Below are 18,680 nucleotides of genomic sequence, written 5' to 3' on the forward strand. Positions count from 1 at the left end.
AATTACCCTGCTGGCATAACAGAAGCGTATGGGGTTAACTACCAAGAGGACTGGACCAGTATGATGCTGCCGTATGGTGGATTGCTGCAATCTCGATACAAGATGGAAAAATATCGAGAGTATACCTATCCAGACTACGATGGCTATGCAATACCTTTGGGTGTTCCGGTCAACTTCACCCCTGATCAACTTGGCTCAGGCATAAAGTCCTTACCCGATGAACTCTATCTCTATTGGGGGAGCCACGGTTTTCGCTACGCCACTGTCGTTAAGGTCACCGCGCAAATTAAAGCAGCGATGGTCACGCCATACCCTAGTGTCATATCCTCTAAGGAAGGAGCAACATGCTATCAAACCGTATTTATGTTTGGCTTTCTCCCTGATGGACGAACAAAACTATGGCTTGATGGATGCGGAATACTCACCTATGTCGGTGAATACTCGGCAACAAAAGCGGTGCCAGTCCCTCCACCGGCACCAAAAAAAGAACCAGAGCCACTGACGCCAGAACAACTCAAGGAAAGAGCGGAACGTTACGAGAGACTTGGCATTACCGAGTTGATGGCGGATAAACCTAAACAAGAGCCACCAAAAATTCATCCGCGGCCATCGCTTGATGACCCGATCCCGTGGGATAAAGTCAATCAAGTCTGGTATAACCCGGGCTACAAAGTACAGAATCTAGCCGATGTTGTTCCAAGCACACCAGAGTAGCCATCAACCACGAGGAGTACGACGGTGAATAAACGCTATCTCGCGATCACAACCATTGCCATACTCGCTCTAATCGCTGGCTTAGTCGGACGTACTAAGCCAAACTACCCTGATGACCCAAGGTTTAGGCCTTGGCGAATTGGCGCCGCAATCTCTTATAATTACCCTGCTGGCATAACAGAAGCGTATGGGGTTAACTACCAAGAGGACTGGACCAGTATGATGCTGCCGTATGGCGGATTGCTGCAATCTCGATACAAGATGGAAAAATATCGAGAGTATACCTATCCAGACTACGATGGCTATGCAATACCTTTGGGTGTACCAGTCAACTTTATCCCTGATCAACTTGGCTCAGGCATAAAGTCCTTGCCCGATGAACTCTATCTCTATTGGGGGAGCCACGGTTTTCGCTACGCCACCGTCGTTAAGGTCACCGCGCAAATTAAAGCAGCCATGACAAAACCCTACCCACATATTAGATTAGAGAATCAAAACTGCTATCAAACCGTATTTATGTTTGGCTTTCTCCCCGATGGACGAACAAAACTATGGCTTGATGGATGCGGGGTACTCACCTATGTAGGTGAATATTCGGCAACAAAAGCGGTGCCAGTCCCTCCACCGGCACCAAAAAAAGAACCAGAGCCACTGACAGCAGAACAGATCGAGCAATTTGGACACCTTCTGTTTGACACGAAACCCAAAAAGAGACCACAACCACCCAAGATGTACCCAAGGCCATCACTTGATGACCCGATCCCGTGGGATAAAGTCAATCAAGTCTGGTATAACCCAGGCTATAAAGTACAGAATCTAGCCGATGTTGTTCCAAGCACACCAGAGTAGCCATCAACCACGAGGAGTACGACGGTGAATAAACGCTATCTCGCGATCACAACCATTGCCATACTCGCGCTAATCGCTGGCTTAGCCGGACGTACTAAGCCAAACTACCCCGATGACCCTAGGTTTAGACCTTGGCGAATTGGCGCCGCGATCTCTTATAATTACCCTGCTGGCATAACAGAAGCGTATGGGGTTAACTACCAAGAGGACTGGACCAGTATGATGCTGCCGTATGGTGGATTGCTGCAATCTCGATACAAGATGGAAAAATATCGAGAATATACCTATCCAGACTACGATGGCTATGCAATACCTTTGGGTGTTCCGGTCAACTTCACTTCAAGACAAATTGGCACTGGCATAAAATCCTTGCCCGATGAACTCTATCTCTATTGGGGGAGCCACGGTTTTCGCTACGCCACTGTCGTTAAGGTCACCGCGCAAATTAAAGCAGCGATGGTCACGCCATACCCTAGTGTCATATCCTCTAAGGAAGGAGCAACATGCTATCAAACCGTATTTATGTTTGGCTTTCTCCCTGATGGACGAACAAAACTATGGCTTGATGGATGCGGAATACTCACCTATGTCGGTGAATACTCGGCAACAAAAGCGGTGCCAGTCCCTCCACCGGCACCAAAAAAAGAACCAGAGCCACTGACACCAGAGCAGATCGAGCAATTTGGACACCTTCTGTTTGACACGAAACCCAAAAAGAGACCACAACCACCCAAGATGTACCCAAGACCATCACTTGATGACCCGATCCCGTGGGATAAAGTCAATCAAGTCTGGTATAACCCAGGCTATAAAGTACAGAATCTAGCCGATGTTGTTCCAAGCACACCAGAGTAGCCATCAACCACGAGGAGTACGACGGTGAATAAACGCTATCTCGCAATCACAACGATTGCCATACTCGCTCTAATCGCTGGCTTAGCCGGACGTACTAAGCCAAACTACCCTGATGACCCAAGGTTTAGGCCTTGGCGAATTGGCGCCGCGATCTCTTATAATTACCCTGCGTCGGTTAACGAAGCCTACGGTGTCAATTACCAAGAGGACTGGACCAGCATGATGCTGCCGTTTGGCGGTTTGGGTTCACCGTTACGCTACAACATGGATAAATATCGAGAATATACCTATCCAGACTACGATGGCTATGCATTACCCCTAGCGCTACCAATAAACTTTACCTCAAGGCAAATTGGCACTGGCATAAAATCCTTGCCCGATGAACTCTATATTTATTGGGGGCTCAACGGGTTTCGCTACGCCACCGTCGTTAAGATCACCGCGCAAATTAAAGCAGCGATGGTCACGCCATACCCTAGTGTTATATCCTCCAAGGAAGGAGCAACATGCTATCAAACGGAATTTATGTTTGGCTTTCTCCCTGAAGGACGAACAAAGTTATGGCTCGATGGATGTGGGATACTCACCTATGTAGGCGAGTACTTGGCAACAAAAGCGGTGCCAGTCCCTCCCCTCCCAGAAAAAGAGCTAGAGCCACTGACACCAGAGCAGATCGAGCAATTTGGACACCTTCTGTTTGACACGAAACCCAAAAAGAGACCACAACCACCCAAGATGTACCCAAGACCATCACTTGATGACCCGATCCCGTGGGATAAAGTCAATCAAGTCTGGTATAACCCGGGCTATAAAGTACAGAATCTAGCCGATGTTGTTCCAAGCACACCAGAGTAGCCATCAACCACGAGGAGTACGACGGTGAATAAACGCTATCTCGCGATCACAACCATTGCCATACTCGCGCTAATCGCTGGCTTAGTCGGACGTACTAAGCCAAACTACCCTGATGACCCTAGGTTTAGGCCTTGGCGAATTGGCGCCGCGATCTCTTATAATTACCCTGCTGGCATAACAGAAGCGTATGGGGTTAACTACCAAGAGGACTGGACCAGTATGATGCTGCCGTATGGCGGATTGCTGCAATCTCGATACAAGATGGAAAAATATCGAGAGTATACCTATCCAGACTACGATGGCTATGCAATACCTTTGGGTGTTCCGGTCAACTTCACCCGTGGTCAACTTGGCTCAGGCATAAAATCCTTACCCGATGAACTCTATCTCTATTGGGGGAGCCATGGTTTTCGCTACGCCACCGTCGTTGAGGTCACCGCGCAAATTAAAGCAGCGATGGTCACGCCATACCCTAGTATCATATCCTCCAAGGAAGGAGCAACATGCTATCAAACGGAATTTATGTTTGGCTTTCTCCCTGATGGACGAACAAAGCTATGGCTTGATGGATGCGGGATACTCACCTATGTCGGTGAATATTCGGCAACAAAAGCGGTGCCAGTCCCTCCACCGACCCCAGAAAAAGAACCAGAGCCACTGACGCCAGAGCAACTCAAGGAAATAGCGGAACGTTACGAGAGACTTGGCATTACCGAGTTAATGGCAGATAGACCTAAACAAGAGCCACCAAAAATCCATCCTAGACCATCACTTGATGACCCAATCCCGTGGGATAAAGTCAATCAAGTCTGGTATAACCCAGGCTATAAAGTACAGAATCTAGAAGATGTCATTCCGAGCACGCCAGAGTAGCCATCAACCACGAGGAGTACGACGGTGAATAAACGCTATCTCGCGATCACAACGATTGCCATACTCGCTCTAATCGCTGGCTTAGCCGGACGTACTAAGCCAAACTACCCTGATGACCCTAGGTTTAGGCCTTGGCGAATTGGCGCCGCAATCTCTTATAATTACCCTGCTGGCATAACAGAAGCGTATGGGGTTAACTACCAAGAGGACTGGACCAGTATGATGCTGCCGTATGGTGGATTGCTGCAATCTCGATACAAGATGGAAAAATATCGAGAGTATACCTATCCAGACTACGATGGCTATGCAATACCTTTGGGTGTTCCGGTCAACTTCACCCCTGATCAACTTGGCTCAGGCATAAAGTCCTTACCCGATGAACTCTATCTCTATTGGGGGAGCCACGGTTTTCGCTACGCCACTGTCGTTAAGGTCACCGCGCAAATTAAAGCGGCTATAGTGAAGCCTTATCCCGAATATCCTGAAGAGCCCGAGGGGCCTACATGCTACCAAACTGATTTTATGTTTGGCTTACTTCCAGACGGGAGAGCGAAAATGTGGCTCAAAGGATGCGCTTATATCACCTACATTGGAGAATACTCGGCATCAAAAGCGGTGCCAGTCCCTCCACCGGCACCAAAAAAAGAACCAGAGCCACTGACACCAGAACAACTCAAGGAAAGAGCGGAACGTTACGAGAGACTTGGCATTACCGAGTTGATGGCGGATAAACCTAAACAAGAGCCACCAAAAATTCATCCGCGGCCATCGCTTGATGACCCGATCCCGTGGGATAAAGTCAATCAAGTCTGGTATAACCCGGGCTACAAAGTACAGAATCTAGCCGATGTTGTTCCAAGCACACCAGAGTAGCCATCAACCACGAGGAGTACGACGGTGAATAAACGCTATCTCGCGATCACAACGATTGCCATACTCGCTCTAATCGCTGGCTTAGTCGGACGTACTAAGCCAAACTACCCTGATGACCCAAGGTTTAGGCCTTGGCGAATTGGCGCCGCGATCTCTTATAATTACCCTGCTGGCATAACAGAAGCGTATGGGGTTAACTACCAAGAGGACTGGACCAGTATGATGCTGCCGTATGGCGGATTGCTGCAATCTCGATACAAGATGGAAAAATATCGAGAATATACCTATCCAGACTACGATGGCTATGCAATACCTTTGGGTGTACCAGTCAACTTTATCCCTGATCAACTTGGCTCAGGCATAAAATCCTTACCCGATGAACTCTATCTCTATTGGGGGAGCCACGGTTTTCGCTACGCCACTGTCGTTAAGGTCACCGCGCAAATTAAAGCGGCTATAGTGAAGCCTTATCCCGAATATCCAGAAGAGCCCGAGGGGCCTACATGCTACCAAAATGATTTTATGTTTGGCTTTCTCCCTGATGGACGAACAAAACTATGGCTTGATGGATGCGGGATACTCACCTATGTCGGTGAATACTCGGCAACAAAAGCGGTGCCAGTCCCCCCCCTCCCAGAAAAAGAACCAGAGCCACTGACACCAGAACAGATCGAGCAATTTGGACACCTTCTGTTTGACACGAAACCCAAAAAGAGACCACAACCACCCAAGATGTACCCAAGACCATCACTTGATGACCCGATCCCGTGGGATAAAGTCAATCAAGTCTGGTATAACCCGGGCTACAAAGTACAGAATCTAGCCGATGTTGTTCCAAGCACACCAGAGTGAAAGTGAGTGGCGAGTGGCGAGTGGCGAGTGGCGAAAAAACTAAAGGGTTGACTCTATAAGTCAACCCTTTCATGTCACTGTCAGTTAGTAAAAACTTGCGGCTCTTTTAGCGCGGCGAAATGTTGGATAAACATTGCACATGAACCGTGATCTCTTCACGGTCATGATACAGATGCTTAGCTTGCAGACGGAACTTAACACCGTTTTCAATCATAAATACTTTCAAGTTTTCAATATCTTGCAGTACTTCATCGTAACGGCCTTTCATCGGTAGTTTGAGGTTAAAGATGGCCTCTTTAGCCCAACCACTGATGATCCACTCACCCATCAATTGTGCTACACGTGATGGCTTTTCAATCATGTCACAGACTAACCAAGTAACGTTCTTACGAGCTGGCTCGAACTTGAAACCATCTTCTTGGTGATGCTTAACCTGACCCGTCTCCATTAAACTATCCGCCATCATGCCGTTATCAACCGAGTGAACAAACATTGAACGTTTAACGAGCTGATAGGTCCAGCCACCTGGACAAGCACCTAAATCAACACCCCACATACCTGCGGCTAAACGCTCATCCCATTCTTCACGAGGGATAAAGACATGGAAGGCCTCCTCTAGCTTAAGCGTAGAACGACTCGGTGCATCTGCCGGGAATTTTAAACGCGGGATCCCCATAAAGAATTGAGAGTTATTCTCTGGTAGAGAGTAACCTACAAAACAGTGCCCAGAGGCAACAAAACAGATATGCAGAACAGGTTTTTTAGGGCTATCTTTTGCAAAAAGAATACCTTTACCACGTAACGCCTGACGCATTGGGACAGTGAATTTACGACAGAACTTAAGCAATTCTTTGGCTTCATTGGTATCTGGTGTTTCAATGCGGATATCACCACAACGAGGCATACTAGCAACATCGTTCAACGCTTCAAGCATTGGAGAAATACGGTCTTCTCGTGGGAGATCTTCTATTTCAGTGGCTACCGCAAACATCTGACGAGCAAAAATCAGCGCTTTAAAATCCAGCTCTTTAACCAGTTTTTCTGCATCACCATCTTGGTAGCACTCAAACAGCACATAACCTGTATTCTTCTTGAGGCGTGGGAAACCAAACACTTCTAACTGAGTGGCTCTATCTTGGATTTCTCCGGCACACTCTTTTTCAAAGCCACTACGGCAGTAGAGCATTAACTGTTTCACTGATTCACCTCTTTAGTCTGTAGTGCTGCGTAGACAAACAGTCCCCACCCAAGCATAAAGGTTAAACCACCCAATGGCGTAATTGGACCAAACCATTTGATACCGGTTAACGCAAGTGCGTAGAGGCTGCCGCTAAAACAAAAGATGCCGATGATAAAGCAAATCGCTGCAAGGGCGAAATATTTTTGTGACTTTGGCTGCAATTTAAACTGCAGTAATAGACCACAAACCACAATCGCCAACGCGTGAATAAACTGATACTGAACGCCAGTGTTGAACACACCGATAAGATAAGGTGACAGTATCGACTTGAGGCTATGGGCCGCAAAAGCACCTAATCCAACCCCTACCCCCATTAATGAGCCACCGAATGCCAATAGGTATTTACTTTTCACCGTACACCTCAAGTATAAAAGCAGCGAGATTGTCCACTGCCAAAGCAATATTGCTTTGCTCGCTGTGGCCTGAACGTACTCGCGGCTTAAAGCTATGATCGCCATCTGGGATAAACACGGTCTGAACGCTTTGTGATAGACAAAAGTCTTTCAACTCCTCGCGTTTACCAAACGTATCTCGTTCTCCTTGCAAAACAAGGCATGGCTTAGACAGCGTTGCTAAGTGTTCGCCTTTGTAGTTTTCCGGCTTACCAGGAGGATGAAATGGAAAACCTAAACACGCGACGCCAGCCACCAAAGGGGCATCTGCGAGTAAACTTGCCATGCGCCCCCCCATCGATTTGCCGCCAATCACAACGGGAGTATCCCCAGCAAGCTCACCAATCACTTTTTGAAAGGCCTCAAGCAGCTTAGGCGCTCTATCTGGCGGACGCTTCTTACCATCTTCCGCTCGCTTGACCATGTATGGAAAGTTAAACCGTATAACCTGAATACCTTTGTCTGCAAGTCCTTTAGCAACCGAATTCATAAACTCATGATCCATCCCTGCCCCCGCACCATGGGCGAAAATAAACAGAGGATCGGATGACTTGCCATCACGTAAATAATCAGTCATCCAGCAACTCCTCTTGCTCACTCTGTGCTTTCGCTAACATCCAATCACGGAAAGTCGCAATTCGCCCCATATCGGCTTGTTTCTCGTGGCAAACCACATAAAACGCATTTTTAGATAGCAATACTTCATCGAATGGCGCAATTAAACGACCCGCTTCCAGCTCAGGTTGTGCCAGAACATTGTTTCCGAGAGCGACACCTTGGCCATGAGCAGCGGCTTGTAACACCATGGTTGAGTGACTGAATATCGGTCCGTGATTGACATTTACCCCTTCAATACCATTTTGTTTCGCAAACTGTTTCCAATCTTTACGAGATGTGTCGTGCAGCAAGGTATGCTGCTTTAGATCACTTAGAGTTTCTAATGGTTTGTTACCTAAAAGTAACGATGGTGAACAAAGTGGGATCAAGAATTCTTGGTAGAGTTTATCGGCACGTAAGCCAGGCCAGTTACCTCGACCATAATAGATAGCAACATCAACATCATCAGTCAGTGAACCCTCATCCATATCCACTGCCTTGATACGTACATCGATATCCGGTTCTTGCTGGTTGAAATCGGCCAGTCTAGGCACTAGCCACTGGATAGCAAAACTAGGTGGCAAACTGATTGTTAACGCCCCCTTCTCACTACGCTCTAGCACTTTGTCAGTAGCTTCTGCTAAAGATGTAAAAATATCCTTTATATCGAGAAAGTAGCTTTGCCCTTCTTCTGTTAGTAGTAACGAGCGATTTCGACGTCGAAACAGCTTTAAGCCGAGGAATTCTTCTAGCGCTTTAATTTGGTGACTAACCGCAGCCTGAGTCACAAACAACTCCTCTGCCGCACGAGTAAAGCTCAAGTGACGAGCAGCAGCCTCAAACACTTTCAATGAATTTAAGGGAGGTAATCTTCTAGACATAGCAGCCTTCTAAAAAGTGGATTAGTTTTTTTAATCTGAAACATTATAAAATGTCCATTGCCTGACGACCAGAGAAATTCTATATTTCACCCCGCAATGAGGAGTCAGAACGGCTTGGTTCCCTTTTGAATCAATTGACTTCTTGTTGCGATGTTGTGTTTGCAAACTCGTATTTCGAGTTAGGTAGGTTTCTACCAGTTTCGTTGAAAACAACGAAACATATACTTCCTGTATTTATTTTGACCTGTCTGTCAAATTTTTTAGCACCGCCTCTATGGCGGTGTTTTTTTATGCGCGAAATTTATAGATATAAAAAAAGCGCAAATCGAGTGACCGATTTGCGCTTTTTAATAACCTTGAATTTACCGAGATTAAGGGCGGTAAACCTTCACGTTATGGAAGCCCTGCTCTTGTAGGTAAAGAGCCTGTAGGCGGCTCATTACGCCTCGGTCACAGTACAGCAGGTAAGTCTTCGACTGGTCTAGATCACCAAACTGAGTGCCTAGTTTGAAGAATGGAATGTGCTTAACCTCTACCCCGTCAATTTCTAACGGGTTATCGTCTTCCTCTTCAGGGCTACGAATATCAAGTACAATCGCATGCTGTTCAATTGCTTGAACTTGCTCAACTTCAGGAGCCGCTTTTTCTGTCTCTTTAGCAATATCACGAATATCCATCACTCGCGCGTCACGGACAACTTGCTCAAGGATATCGAAATCGAATTTCTCTTCTTCAGCGTCCAGTTTCGCTTTAATCGCTTTAACCGTTGGCTTCTTAGAAATCACACCACAGTACTCTGGCATTGTTTTCGCGAAGTCTTCAGTGCCGATATCACGAGCTAGGTTAATGATGTCTTCTTTATCCCAGTTGATCAGTGGACGTAGGATTAGCGTATCAGTCACATTATCGATATGACGTAGGTTGGTCAGAGTTTGGCTTGAAACCTGACCGAGTGCCTCACCAGTCACCAAAGCTTCAATCTTAAATTTCTCTGCCACCATACCCGCAGCACGCATAAACATACGCTTAAGGATAACGCCCATTTGACCGTCATCCACTTTCTCTAAAATCTCGCCTACAACAGGCTCAAAGTTTACGGAAATAAAACGTACTTTTGCCGAAGAACCGTATTTGTTCCATAGGTAGTAAGCGACTTGCTTAACGCCAATTTCGTGTGCTGGACCACCTAGGTTAAAGAAACAGTAATGTACTTTAGAACCACGTTTGATGTGCAGGTAGCTAGAGACGCCCGAATCAAAGCCACCAGAGATCAAGCTAAGAACATCTTCTTGTGTTCCCAGAGGGAAACCACCAAGACCTTTGTGACGAGCGATTACTTGATTTAGCTTTTCATTTGCGACTTCAAGTTTCACGGTCACATCTGGGTTGCGTAAACGAACACTCGCACTTTCTACCGCTTGGTTCAGACCACCACCGACGTAACGCTCTAATTCAATTGAAGTAAAGTCATGTTTACCACGGCGCTTAGCACGTACCACAAAGGTTTTCCCTTCAATAAGTGGACGATTTAGCTCTAACACCTGTTCGTAGATGTCATGCAGATCTTTGAACTCTGACTGCTGAACTTCCAGTACATGGTGGATACCTGGAGTTTGCGTCAATACTTCAAGAGTCTCTTTGTAGTATTCAGATGACTCAGAAGTCACTTCAATATGGTCACGGCGGTTAAAGACAGCAACAGACTCTGTACGACTCTTGACGATGTTACGGATATTGCATTCAAGAATCTTTGTGAAGCGCTTACGCACAGACTCACTTTTTACAAAAATTTCTGGATGGGGCTTTACGATAAATTTCATAATTCACTTCACAAGTTAACTGTTTCGCTAGTTTAATGCTCTATTAGAGCGTAGCAGCGGTCTTTCGCCATGTACTGCCTCTAAGGGCGCAAGATTATACATGAAGCAATGCCCATAAAAAAGACGAGCTTTTTGCTCGTCTTTTTAGCTTGCTATTGTAAAGCAGGAACTTCGTCACTCAGAAGTGGTTCACCTTGCATAATACTGATTTCTACTCGTCGATTTCTTGAACGTTGAGCTTCAGTATCATTTGGCCCCAACGGCTCTGTATCTGCCATACCTCTCACTTGGAGACGTTGGTGATTAAAACCACGTACCTTCTCCATTTCTTGAGCAACAGAGACAGCACGCTGCGCCGACAGATCCCAGTTAGATCGGTAGAGTTCAGAATCAATACGTTGATTGTCTGTATGTCCTGATACTCTCACAACCCCCGGAATGTCTTTAACCAAATCCGCTATCTGACGCACCAAAGGTCGGAACTTAGGTTGTAAGAATGCTGAACCTTCTGGGAACGCACCTTTTTCTCTAATACGTATATCTATTTGCTGACCGAGATTTTCAACTTCAATCGCGCCTTGCTCTATCTCGCGTTCTAGAGCTTTCTTGATACTTTCCATTACAGTTTCAAGCTCTTGAGACATCTCAGCAGACTGTTGCTGCTCATTATCCGACTCAGAATTTTGATTGTTCTGCGTTGAAGTATCTGGTGATTGTCCACCAGTTAAGGAGCCTTGATCCCTTTGAGTACCACCAGCTCTATCTGATTCACCTTCGTGAAATTCAAGCGTCTGCTGAGTAATATCGATGGTCTGTTGCATAATCACGTCAATCGGTGTTGGCTCAGGGCGACCTGGCCTAAACTCTTGCGCAATGATACTGGTACCTTTAGGGATATCTTTCACTTCAAGACGGTTTTGAACACCAAATGCAAACTTCATCGAACCTGCGATCTGTTTGAACTTCAGTACGTCCATCTCCGAAAACGAAAGAAGCAGTACGAAGAAACACATCAATAGTGACATCAAGTCTGCAAATGTTCCCATCCAAAGCGGGAGGCCGGGCGGCGGACATTTGCAGTCGTTATCATCATCCATAACTGCGTCCTTACTCGTTATCTACGTCAAGAGCACGTTTACCTTCATTGAGGTAGTTTTTCAGATAACTATCTATCACTCGAGGGTTTTGGCCATCTTGGATTGCTAAGACGCCATCCATAATCAGACGACGATTCAATTTTTCTTGCTCACGGCGCAGTGAAAGCTTGTCGGCAATCGGGAAAAACAACATGTTAGACAAGATCGCACCGTATAAGGTTGTCAAAAGCGCAACCGCCATTGCAGGACCGATCGCTTTTGGATCGTCCATGTTAGACAGCATCGCAACCAGACCAACCAGTGTACCGATCATCCCCATCGCAGGCGCAACGTCACCGAATGCTCTGAAAACACTCGAACCAAAATCATGTCGCTCATCCGTCAGCGCGATGTCTTTTTGCAGCGCGGCACGAACAACATCAGCATCGTGACCATCGACGAGTAAGTCGATGCCTTTTTGCATAAAGCTGTTACTGATCTCCATCTCCTCAAGGGCGAGAAATCCACCTTTACGAGCTGCGTCAGCCATTTCAACCACTTTAGCGATCAAATCTTCAGGCTCATCAGCTTTGAACATAAAGGCTTTGCCGGCGATCTTGGCGGCACCAAAAAACTGCCCCATAGTGAACTTCATCAACACCACGAAGGTAGAACCACCCACCACGATAAGTATTGATGTGACATCGACGAACATCATAATGCTTCCGCCGAGTATCATCGCCATGACAACGAAAGCCAAACCGCCAATCAGTCCTATCAGCGTTGCTAAATCCACAGAGCACTCCTCATGCTATCTTTGAGCTTCTAACAAATTATATCGGCAACATCTTCAGATCTTTAGTATTTTATTGATACCGCATTCACATAAATATAGATGCTTACCCCATTCTGAGTACTAGGCCTTTAACCCTATTATTTACTTGGCTACATAAAATGAACGCTTCAACTCCATTTTTCTGACAAATTTACTCGGTTAAATTTGACCATCATTAATGGCTAAGGTAACTTTCGAGCATCTTTACCTGTGTAGAAAAGTTATGGCGAGCAAAAAACCGGAAAACATGACCTTCGAAGCGACGATTGAAGAGCTCGATGCGATTGTAGAAAACCTCGAAAATGGTGATTTAGCATTAGACGATGCACTCAAGAACTTTGAGCGTGGTATTACGCTTGCTCGCGCAGGCCAAGCCAAACTCAGTGATGCTGAACAACGTGTCAGTATCTTGTTACAAAACGATGACGAATCGCCACTGAGTGATTTCGATGCTCTACCAGAGTAATTGCACGAGAAGATGTCTGTTATGCAAGAGGCACTATCCTCACTACAACAACGAAACAATGCCCAGTTAGAAAACTGGCTGAAGTCATTGCCCCATCAAAACCTACCTCTTATCGAGGCGATGCGTTATGGCTTATTGCTTGGTGGCAAACGCGCCCGTCCGTTTCTGGTCTATATTACTGGCCAGATGCTCGGATGCGAACTTGACGACTTAGACACTCCCGCTTCCGCTGTTGAGTGCATCCATGCTTACTCGTTAATTCATGATGACTTACCGGCTATGGATGACGATGAACTGCGTCGTGGTCAACCAACCTGCCACATCAAGTTTGACGAAGCGACCGCTATCTTGACGGGTGATGCACTGCAAACCCTTGCGTTTACCATTCTCGCAGAAGGCCCTTTGGCTCCACATGCAGAAAGGCAACGTATTCAGATGGTTAAGGTGCTTGCCGATGCTTCCGGTGCCAATGGTATGTGTATGGGCCAAGCCCTAGACTTAGCCGCAGAAAACCGCAGCGTAACGCTCGAAGAGTTGGAAGAGATTCACCGCAACAAAACGGGGGCGTTAATGAAATCAGCCATTCGTTTAGGCGCGTTAGCCGCCGGTGAAAAAGGAGCGCAAGTCCTGCCGCTTCTAGATCAATATGCCGATGCTATTGGTCTCGCTTTCCAAGTCCAAGATGACATTCTAGATATCATTAGTGATACTGAAACCTTGGGTAAACCACAAGGTTCTGACCAACAATTAAACAAAAGTACCTATCCCGCTTTGCTAGGATTGGACGGAGCTATAAACAAAGCTCACACTCTGTTAAATGAAGCTCTTCAAGCTTTGGACGCAATCCCATACAATACAGAGTTACTCGAAGAGTTCGCCCGATACGTCATCGAGCGCAAGAACTAACACTATAAGCGCGCATTTATATGACTCTTGATATTTCGAAATATCCGACACTGGCTCTAGCAGATACTCCTGATGAGCTGCGCAGCCTTCCTAAGGAAGTGCTGCCAAAGCTGTGTGATGAATTACGCACTTACTTACTTAATTCAGTAAGTCAATCCAGCGGCCACCTCGCTTCTGGTCTAGGCACAGTTGAACTGACTGTGGCGCTTCACTACGTCTACAACACACCTTTTGATCAATTGGTGTGGGATGTTGGTCACCAAGCGTACCCGCATAAAATCCTAACGGGTCGTCGCGACCAAATGCCAACGATTCGCCAAAAAGATGGTTTACACCCCTTCCCATGGCGTGAAGAGAGCGAGTACGACACACTATCAGTCGGCCACTCTTCGACATCGATCAGTGCTGGCCTTGGTATGGCTATCAGCGCGGGTAAAGAAGGCAAAAACCGCAAAGTCGTTAGTGTGATCGGCGATGGTGCTATCACCGCAGGGATGGCATTTGAAGCCATGAACCATGCGGGTGATGTCCACCCTGATATGCTGGTGATCTTAAACGACAATGAAATGTCGATTTCTGAGAACGTTGGTGCTCTGAACAATCATTTAGCTCAAGTACTATCAGGAAGCTTGTACACCTCGATCCGTGAAGGCGGTAAAAAAGTACTGTCAGGTGTCCCCCCGATTAAAGAGTTGGTTCGTCGTACTGAAGAACATCTTAAAGGCATGGTGGTACCAGGTACCCTATTTGAAGAGTTAGGTTTTAACTACATCGGCCCTGTCGATGGCCATGACGTAAATGAGTTGGTCAAAACTCTAAAGAACATGCGTGAACTAAAAGGTCCGCAGTTTTTACATATCATGACCAAAAAAGGCAAAGGCTACGAGCCAGCAGAAAAAGACCCGATTGGCTACCACGGCGTGCCTAAGTTCGACCCGAGCCACAACTCTCTGCCAAAAAGCAGCGGTGGACTGCCAAGTTACTCGAAAATTTTCGGTGACTTCCTGTGTGATATGGCGGCTCAAGATCCTAAGCTTATGGCGATCACTCCCGCTATGCGTGAAGGTTCTGGGATGGTTCGCTTCTCTAAAGAGTATCCTGACCAATACTTCGATGTTGCGATTGCTGAGCAACATGCAGTGACCTTGGCTACAGGTATGGCCATTGCTGGCGATCACCCTATTGTGGCGATTTATTCTACCTTCTTGCAGCGTGGCTACGATCAGCTCATTCACGATGTTGCCATCATGGATTTACCGGTCATGTTTGCTATAGACCGTGCAGGGCTGGTTGGTGCGGACGGTCAAACTCACCAAGGAGCCTTTGACCTGAGCTTTATGCGCTGTATCCCGAATATGGTCATCATGGCGCCGAGCGATGAGAACGAATGCCGTCAAATGCTCTACACTGGTCATCAACATACTGGCCCATCGGCTGTCCGCTACCCTCGTGGTACAGGCATGGGCGTTGACATAGAGAAACAGTTTACGGCATTAGAAATCGGTAAAGGCCGCCTAGTTCGTCAAGGTGAGAAAATCGCTATCCTCAACTTCGGCACCTTCTTAGGTAATGCACTTGAGGCCGCACAAGCACTCAATGCCACGGTAGCGGATATGCGCTTTGTCAAACCACTCGATGAAGAGTTGATTAAACAGCTTGCCGCTGAACACGACGTCATCGTCACCATCGAAGAAAACGCCATCGCTGGCGGTGCAGGTTCTGGCGTAGTCGAATTTATGATGAGAGAGAAACTTATCAAGCCAGTACTCAACCTTGGCCTCCCGGATAAGTTCATTCATCAGGGTACTCAAGAAGAGCTGTATCAAGAGCTTGGCCTTGATGGCAAAGGTATCGAAGTTGCTATTCGTCAATATTTAGCAAGCTAGTTAAACAGCCCGCAACCTATCCAATGCCCTCTCAATGAGGGCATTTTTGTCTCCGCTCTCCTACGATCTTAGATCGCAATTACCAAAGTAAGCATTAACATTTGGGAATAATATTCCAGAACAATGACTGTAATTTGCTGCGTTGCCTACTTGTAGGCACACTTTTTTTGATATGTGAATCAAAACTATAACGAGGCAAAACCATGAATCACAAATACATTCTCACCAAACAGTCACAATACGCTGGTGAACACGAAATTCATAATGCCACAACGGGTTGTACATATATGCCAAGGGTGGAGAATCTCATCAAACTAGGGCTTCATTCCTCAAGTCAAAGCGCCTTAGAGCATGCAAAAAACACATTCCCTGAGCTTAAAATAAACGGCTGTTATTATTGCTGCCACGCCTGTCACACGTCATAGCAAACCATAAAGAAACCACTCACGTTGCTCAATACTGGCGCGTGCCACCTTTACTAGTCCATTAGGCTAGAATCAGCTCGTCATTACATGATGACGAGCTTTTTTATCGAGAAAGGTCAATCTCAACGTGATCAGTTTAAGGCGCTGACCAGCCAAACTCAGCACACAGTTTTTGCCACGTTTCATCTAACCCCGCTTTAATGGTAATTTCTCGCTGAGTAAATGGATGAACAAACTTAAGGGAAGAAGCGTGAAGCAAGAGTCTATGCGAGTCGTACACTTCTCTAAACAACTTGTTGTGTTTACCGTCACCATGTGTCGTATCACCAACGATTGGATGGCGTAGATGAGCCATATGGCGTCTGAGCTGGTGTTTTCGTCCAGTCAGTGGCTTCATCTCCATTAAGCAGTAACGAGTGGTCGGAAAGCTCCCCGTGGAATGGGGTATTTCGACTTGAGCCAGTGGTTGATAGTCAGTGATCGCTTCTTGTGCTTCTTTATCTTGGCTAGCATGCTTATCTGCAATTTTGTCCAACTCAACCTTAAGTGCATAGTCGAGACGACCGGATTCCATGATCCAACCGCGAACAATCGCATGATAGGTTTTTTCCATCTCGTGATTCGCAAACATCGGCATCACTTGAGACGCAACCTCACTTGATAATGCAAAAATAAGAACACCGGAAGTTGGTCTATCCAAGCGATGAAGCGGAAAGACATGCTGACCAATTTGGTCACGCAATGTTTGCATGACAAATTGAGTTTCGTGCTTATCCAGCCAGCTGCGATGAACTAACATACCAGCAGGTTTGTTGACAGCAACGAAATACTCGTCTTGATATACGATCTCCAGCACTAGCGGCATTCCTCATCTAACTTTTGAATAATTGTAACTAAAGGTGTTAATTGCGGCTGTTCTTTCCAGCACTCCTCAAAGTAAGGCGCAATTGAAAATCCGCTCGGTAGTGGCTGATTTTGTTCTATCAGCAAACGGATACGGGCAATGAAGATCCACTGCAACCACTCGCTTGGCGTTAAGGTGTCAATGGCAAACGGCTGCTGACTACTCAGTGCCTGTTTGCTTGGGGGTGTCGCTTGCCACTGACCAAGTTGTTGCATCAACAACTCTAACTCGTCGATAAGCTCGGTCAATTGTTTCACTTTTGTCATTAATCTTTGTTTGGAACCTTGAAAATTGGCAATAGAATACCATTTATAGAGTAAATAAAGTTAGGACAATTGCTTCAATGGAAACCATTCATACTCTCACTCAACTCCTTACCGACAGTGATTGCCAATATCAGGTCTTTGATCTTGGACGTCGTATTAAACAGATCGACGCAAAGGTCTTTGCTGACGCTGAAAAAGGCCAGCTTGCCTATCCCTATCCAATGCAGCGTAAGGCACACATCGCTATCGCCTACTGGAATCAAGAGCAGCAGCCTTGGATTTGGTTTCTAAAATTTGAATTAGATGAGCGTGGCTTACTTAAACAAGCAGATATTGGTAACTTCATCAAATATGTCATTGAAGCAATGGGCACGCGTCTTAGCCAAGAGCTAAGTGAAGAGCAACAAGACAAACTGGCAAACAATCCCTATACCTTTAAGCCGGCGGACGACAAAATGGCGGTCTTTCATAGCCAAGTCCGCGCGGTGTTGAATTTACCTTGCAGCCAGTACTACGAACATGCGCAATTATACTTTGCAGGCGGGTTGGAATGGGATAAATGGCACACAGTTGGTTTACAAGGGGTGACTGATATCTGTGCGCGACTTGGGCAGGAACAAAATGGCGTCAATGTCCGTAAGGCACTAAAACATCTGCCTTCCGAACCTCTCTATGCCTTGCTAGGTGCGCTTGAACATACCGAGTTACCAACAAAACTCGCACAAAACCTTGCCGAAATGGCTCAGACACAGATTGACAGTCACGATCCAGATCTCTTCCTACTCTCCGCGCTCACGAGAGCCTTATCCGGAGCAGAGGAAGCCATCGCTCAACCTATCATTGGTAAGATTCTTTCAAGTGCGCGTTTGAGTCATCAAGAGGTACTGATTGGTATCGCGGGACGATGCTGGCACTGGTTAAGAGAGGCCGATATTGCCGAACAATTCCTACTGCGCCTCGCACAGACGGGCAACCAGACACTGTTTAACCAGCTATTCGCCGATTTGGTGATGCTCCCTGAGCTGCGTATGGTACTGCTTCCTTTGCTTCACTCCAGCCCATCAGAAGAGTTAGCAAAAGCACTGATTAACCTACAGCAAGCCGCTAAGGCGTAA

The 18,680-nt window shown here is 46.5% G+C and carries 20 protein-coding genes; 11 read left to right on the forward strand and 9 right to left on the reverse strand.

Annotated features, from left to right (window positions below; genetic code table 11):
• The 7 genes from ACQEXR_RS13590 to ACQEXR_RS13620 form a co-directional block, all read left to right on the forward strand.
• Positions 1 to 714 (forward strand): DUF2931 family protein (locus ACQEXR_RS13590; protein ID WP_427020539.1); only part of this gene is annotated, 714 nt, incomplete at its 5' end.
• Between the two features lie 24 nt (positions 715 to 738).
• Positions 739 to 1,563: a DUF2931 family protein gene (locus ACQEXR_RS13595; RefSeq protein ID WP_427020540.1), complete on the forward strand. Its 825-nt coding sequence runs from the start codon at positions 739 to 741 to the stop codon at positions 1,561 to 1,563.
• 24 nt (positions 1,564 to 1,587) lie between these two features.
• Positions 1,588 to 2,418 (forward strand): DUF2931 family protein, encoded by an 831-nt coding sequence (locus ACQEXR_RS13600; protein WP_427020541.1) that lies wholly within the window; start codon positions 1,588 to 1,590, stop codon positions 2,416 to 2,418.
• Between the two features lie 24 nt (positions 2,419 to 2,442).
• Complete coding sequence (locus tag ACQEXR_RS13605; RefSeq protein ID WP_427020542.1) at positions 2,443 to 3,273, forward strand: DUF2931 family protein; 831 nt, start codon at positions 2,443 to 2,445, stop codon at positions 3,271 to 3,273.
• 24 nt (positions 3,274 to 3,297) lie between these two features.
• On the forward strand, positions 3,298 to 4,146 hold the full coding sequence (locus tag ACQEXR_RS13610) for a DUF2931 family protein (RefSeq protein WP_427020543.1): 849 nt from the start codon (positions 3,298 to 3,300) through the stop codon (positions 4,144 to 4,146).
• Between the two features lie 24 nt (positions 4,147 to 4,170).
• On the forward strand, positions 4,171 to 5,019 hold the full coding sequence (locus ACQEXR_RS13615; protein WP_427020544.1) for a DUF2931 family protein: 849 nt from the start codon (positions 4,171 to 4,173) through the stop codon (positions 5,017 to 5,019).
• A gap of 24 nt (positions 5,020 to 5,043) precedes the next feature.
• Positions 5,044 to 5,871, forward strand: coding sequence for a DUF2931 family protein (locus ACQEXR_RS13620; RefSeq protein ID WP_427020545.1), 828 nt, complete (start codon positions 5,044 to 5,046; stop codon positions 5,869 to 5,871).
• A 106-nt stretch (positions 5,872 to 5,977) separates the two neighbouring features.
• Here ACQEXR_RS13620 and rlmM read toward each other — a convergent pair whose 3' ends face one another.
• The 7 genes from rlmM to pomA all read right to left on the reverse strand — a co-directional run bounded on the left by rlmM (position 5,978) and on the right by pomA (position 12,673).
• Complete coding sequence (gene rlmM, locus ACQEXR_RS13625) at positions 5,978 to 7,069, reverse strand: 23S rRNA (cytidine(2498)-2'-O)-methyltransferase RlmM (RefSeq protein WP_427020546.1); 1,092 nt, start codon at positions 7,067 to 7,069, stop codon at positions 5,978 to 5,980.
• Positions 7,066 to 7,464 (reverse strand): DUF423 domain-containing protein, encoded by a 399-nt coding sequence (locus ACQEXR_RS13630; protein WP_427020547.1) that lies wholly within the window; start codon positions 7,462 to 7,464, stop codon positions 7,066 to 7,068. The genes rlmM and ACQEXR_RS13630 overlap by 4 nt, the downstream gene beginning before the upstream one ends.
• A complete protein-coding gene (locus ACQEXR_RS13635; protein ID WP_331417960.1) occupies positions 7,454 to 8,080 on the reverse strand; it encodes an alpha/beta fold hydrolase in 627 nt (208 codons plus the stop codon). The genes ACQEXR_RS13630 and ACQEXR_RS13635 overlap by 11 nt, the downstream gene beginning before the upstream one ends.
• Positions 8,073 to 8,981 carry a transcriptional regulator GcvA gene (locus ACQEXR_RS13640; RefSeq protein ID WP_138971806.1) on the reverse strand — a complete coding sequence of 303 codons (909 nt, stop codon included), beginning with the start codon at positions 8,979 to 8,981 and terminating at the stop codon, positions 8,073 to 8,075. The genes ACQEXR_RS13635 and ACQEXR_RS13640 overlap by 8 nt, the downstream gene beginning before the upstream one ends.
• A gap of 371 nt (positions 8,982 to 9,352) precedes the next feature.
• Positions 9,353 to 10,801 carry a tRNA uracil 4-sulfurtransferase ThiI gene (gene thiI / locus ACQEXR_RS13645; RefSeq protein ID WP_138971804.1) on the reverse strand — a complete coding sequence of 483 codons (1,449 nt, stop codon included), beginning with the start codon at positions 10,799 to 10,801 and terminating at the stop codon, positions 9,353 to 9,355.
• Between the two features lie 152 nt (positions 10,802 to 10,953).
• Entirely contained in the window at positions 10,954 to 11,898 is a 945-nt protein-coding gene (locus ACQEXR_RS13650; protein WP_138971803.1) for a flagellar motor protein MotB, read from the reverse strand.
• A 10-nt stretch (positions 11,899 to 11,908) separates the two neighbouring features.
• Entirely contained in the window at positions 11,909 to 12,673 is a 765-nt protein-coding gene (pomA, locus tag ACQEXR_RS13655; RefSeq protein WP_138971802.1) for a flagellar motor protein PomA, read from the reverse strand.
• Positions 12,674 to 12,935: 262 nt separating this feature from the next.
• Here pomA and xseB point away from each other — a divergent pair, with 262 nt between their 5' ends.
• From xseB to dxs, 3 genes are read left to right on the forward strand one after another with little or no spacing between them, the layout of a single operon-like run.
• Positions 12,936 to 13,178, forward strand: coding sequence for an exodeoxyribonuclease VII small subunit (gene xseB, locus ACQEXR_RS13660; RefSeq protein ID WP_138971801.1), 243 nt, complete (start codon positions 12,936 to 12,938; stop codon positions 13,176 to 13,178).
• A 21-nt stretch (positions 13,179 to 13,199) separates the two neighbouring features.
• On the forward strand, positions 13,200 to 14,084 hold the full coding sequence (gene ispA / locus ACQEXR_RS13665; protein ID WP_331417961.1) for a (2E,6E)-farnesyl diphosphate synthase: 885 nt from the start codon (positions 13,200 to 13,202) through the stop codon (positions 14,082 to 14,084).
• A 20-nt stretch (positions 14,085 to 14,104) separates the two neighbouring features.
• Positions 14,105 to 15,970: a 1-deoxy-D-xylulose-5-phosphate synthase gene (dxs, locus tag ACQEXR_RS13670; protein WP_138971800.1), complete on the forward strand. Its 1,866-nt coding sequence runs from the start codon at positions 14,105 to 14,107 to the stop codon at positions 15,968 to 15,970.
• 561 nt (positions 15,971 to 16,531) lie between these two features.
• Here the strand turns inward: dxs and truC are convergent.
• A complete protein-coding gene (truC, locus tag ACQEXR_RS13675) occupies positions 16,532 to 17,260 on the reverse strand; it encodes a tRNA pseudouridine(65) synthase TruC (RefSeq protein WP_426952402.1) in 729 nt (242 codons plus the stop codon).
• Positions 17,251 to 17,565 (reverse strand): YqcC family protein, encoded by a 315-nt coding sequence (locus ACQEXR_RS13680; protein ID WP_426952400.1) that lies wholly within the window; start codon positions 17,563 to 17,565, stop codon positions 17,251 to 17,253. Before ACQEXR_RS13680 ends, truC begins: the two co-directional genes overlap by 10 nt.
• 77 nt (positions 17,566 to 17,642) lie before the next feature.
• On the opposite strand from ACQEXR_RS13680, the gene ACQEXR_RS13685 reads away from it, so the two are divergent.
• Positions 17,643 to 18,680, forward strand: coding sequence for a DUF3549 family protein (locus ACQEXR_RS13685; protein WP_427020548.1), 1,038 nt, complete (start codon positions 17,643 to 17,645; stop codon positions 18,678 to 18,680).

Origin of the sequence: Vibrio sp. TRT 2004, assembly GCF_050113735.1 — a bacterium.
Lineage (GTDB): Bacteria > Pseudomonadota > Gammaproteobacteria > Enterobacterales > Vibrionaceae > Vibrio.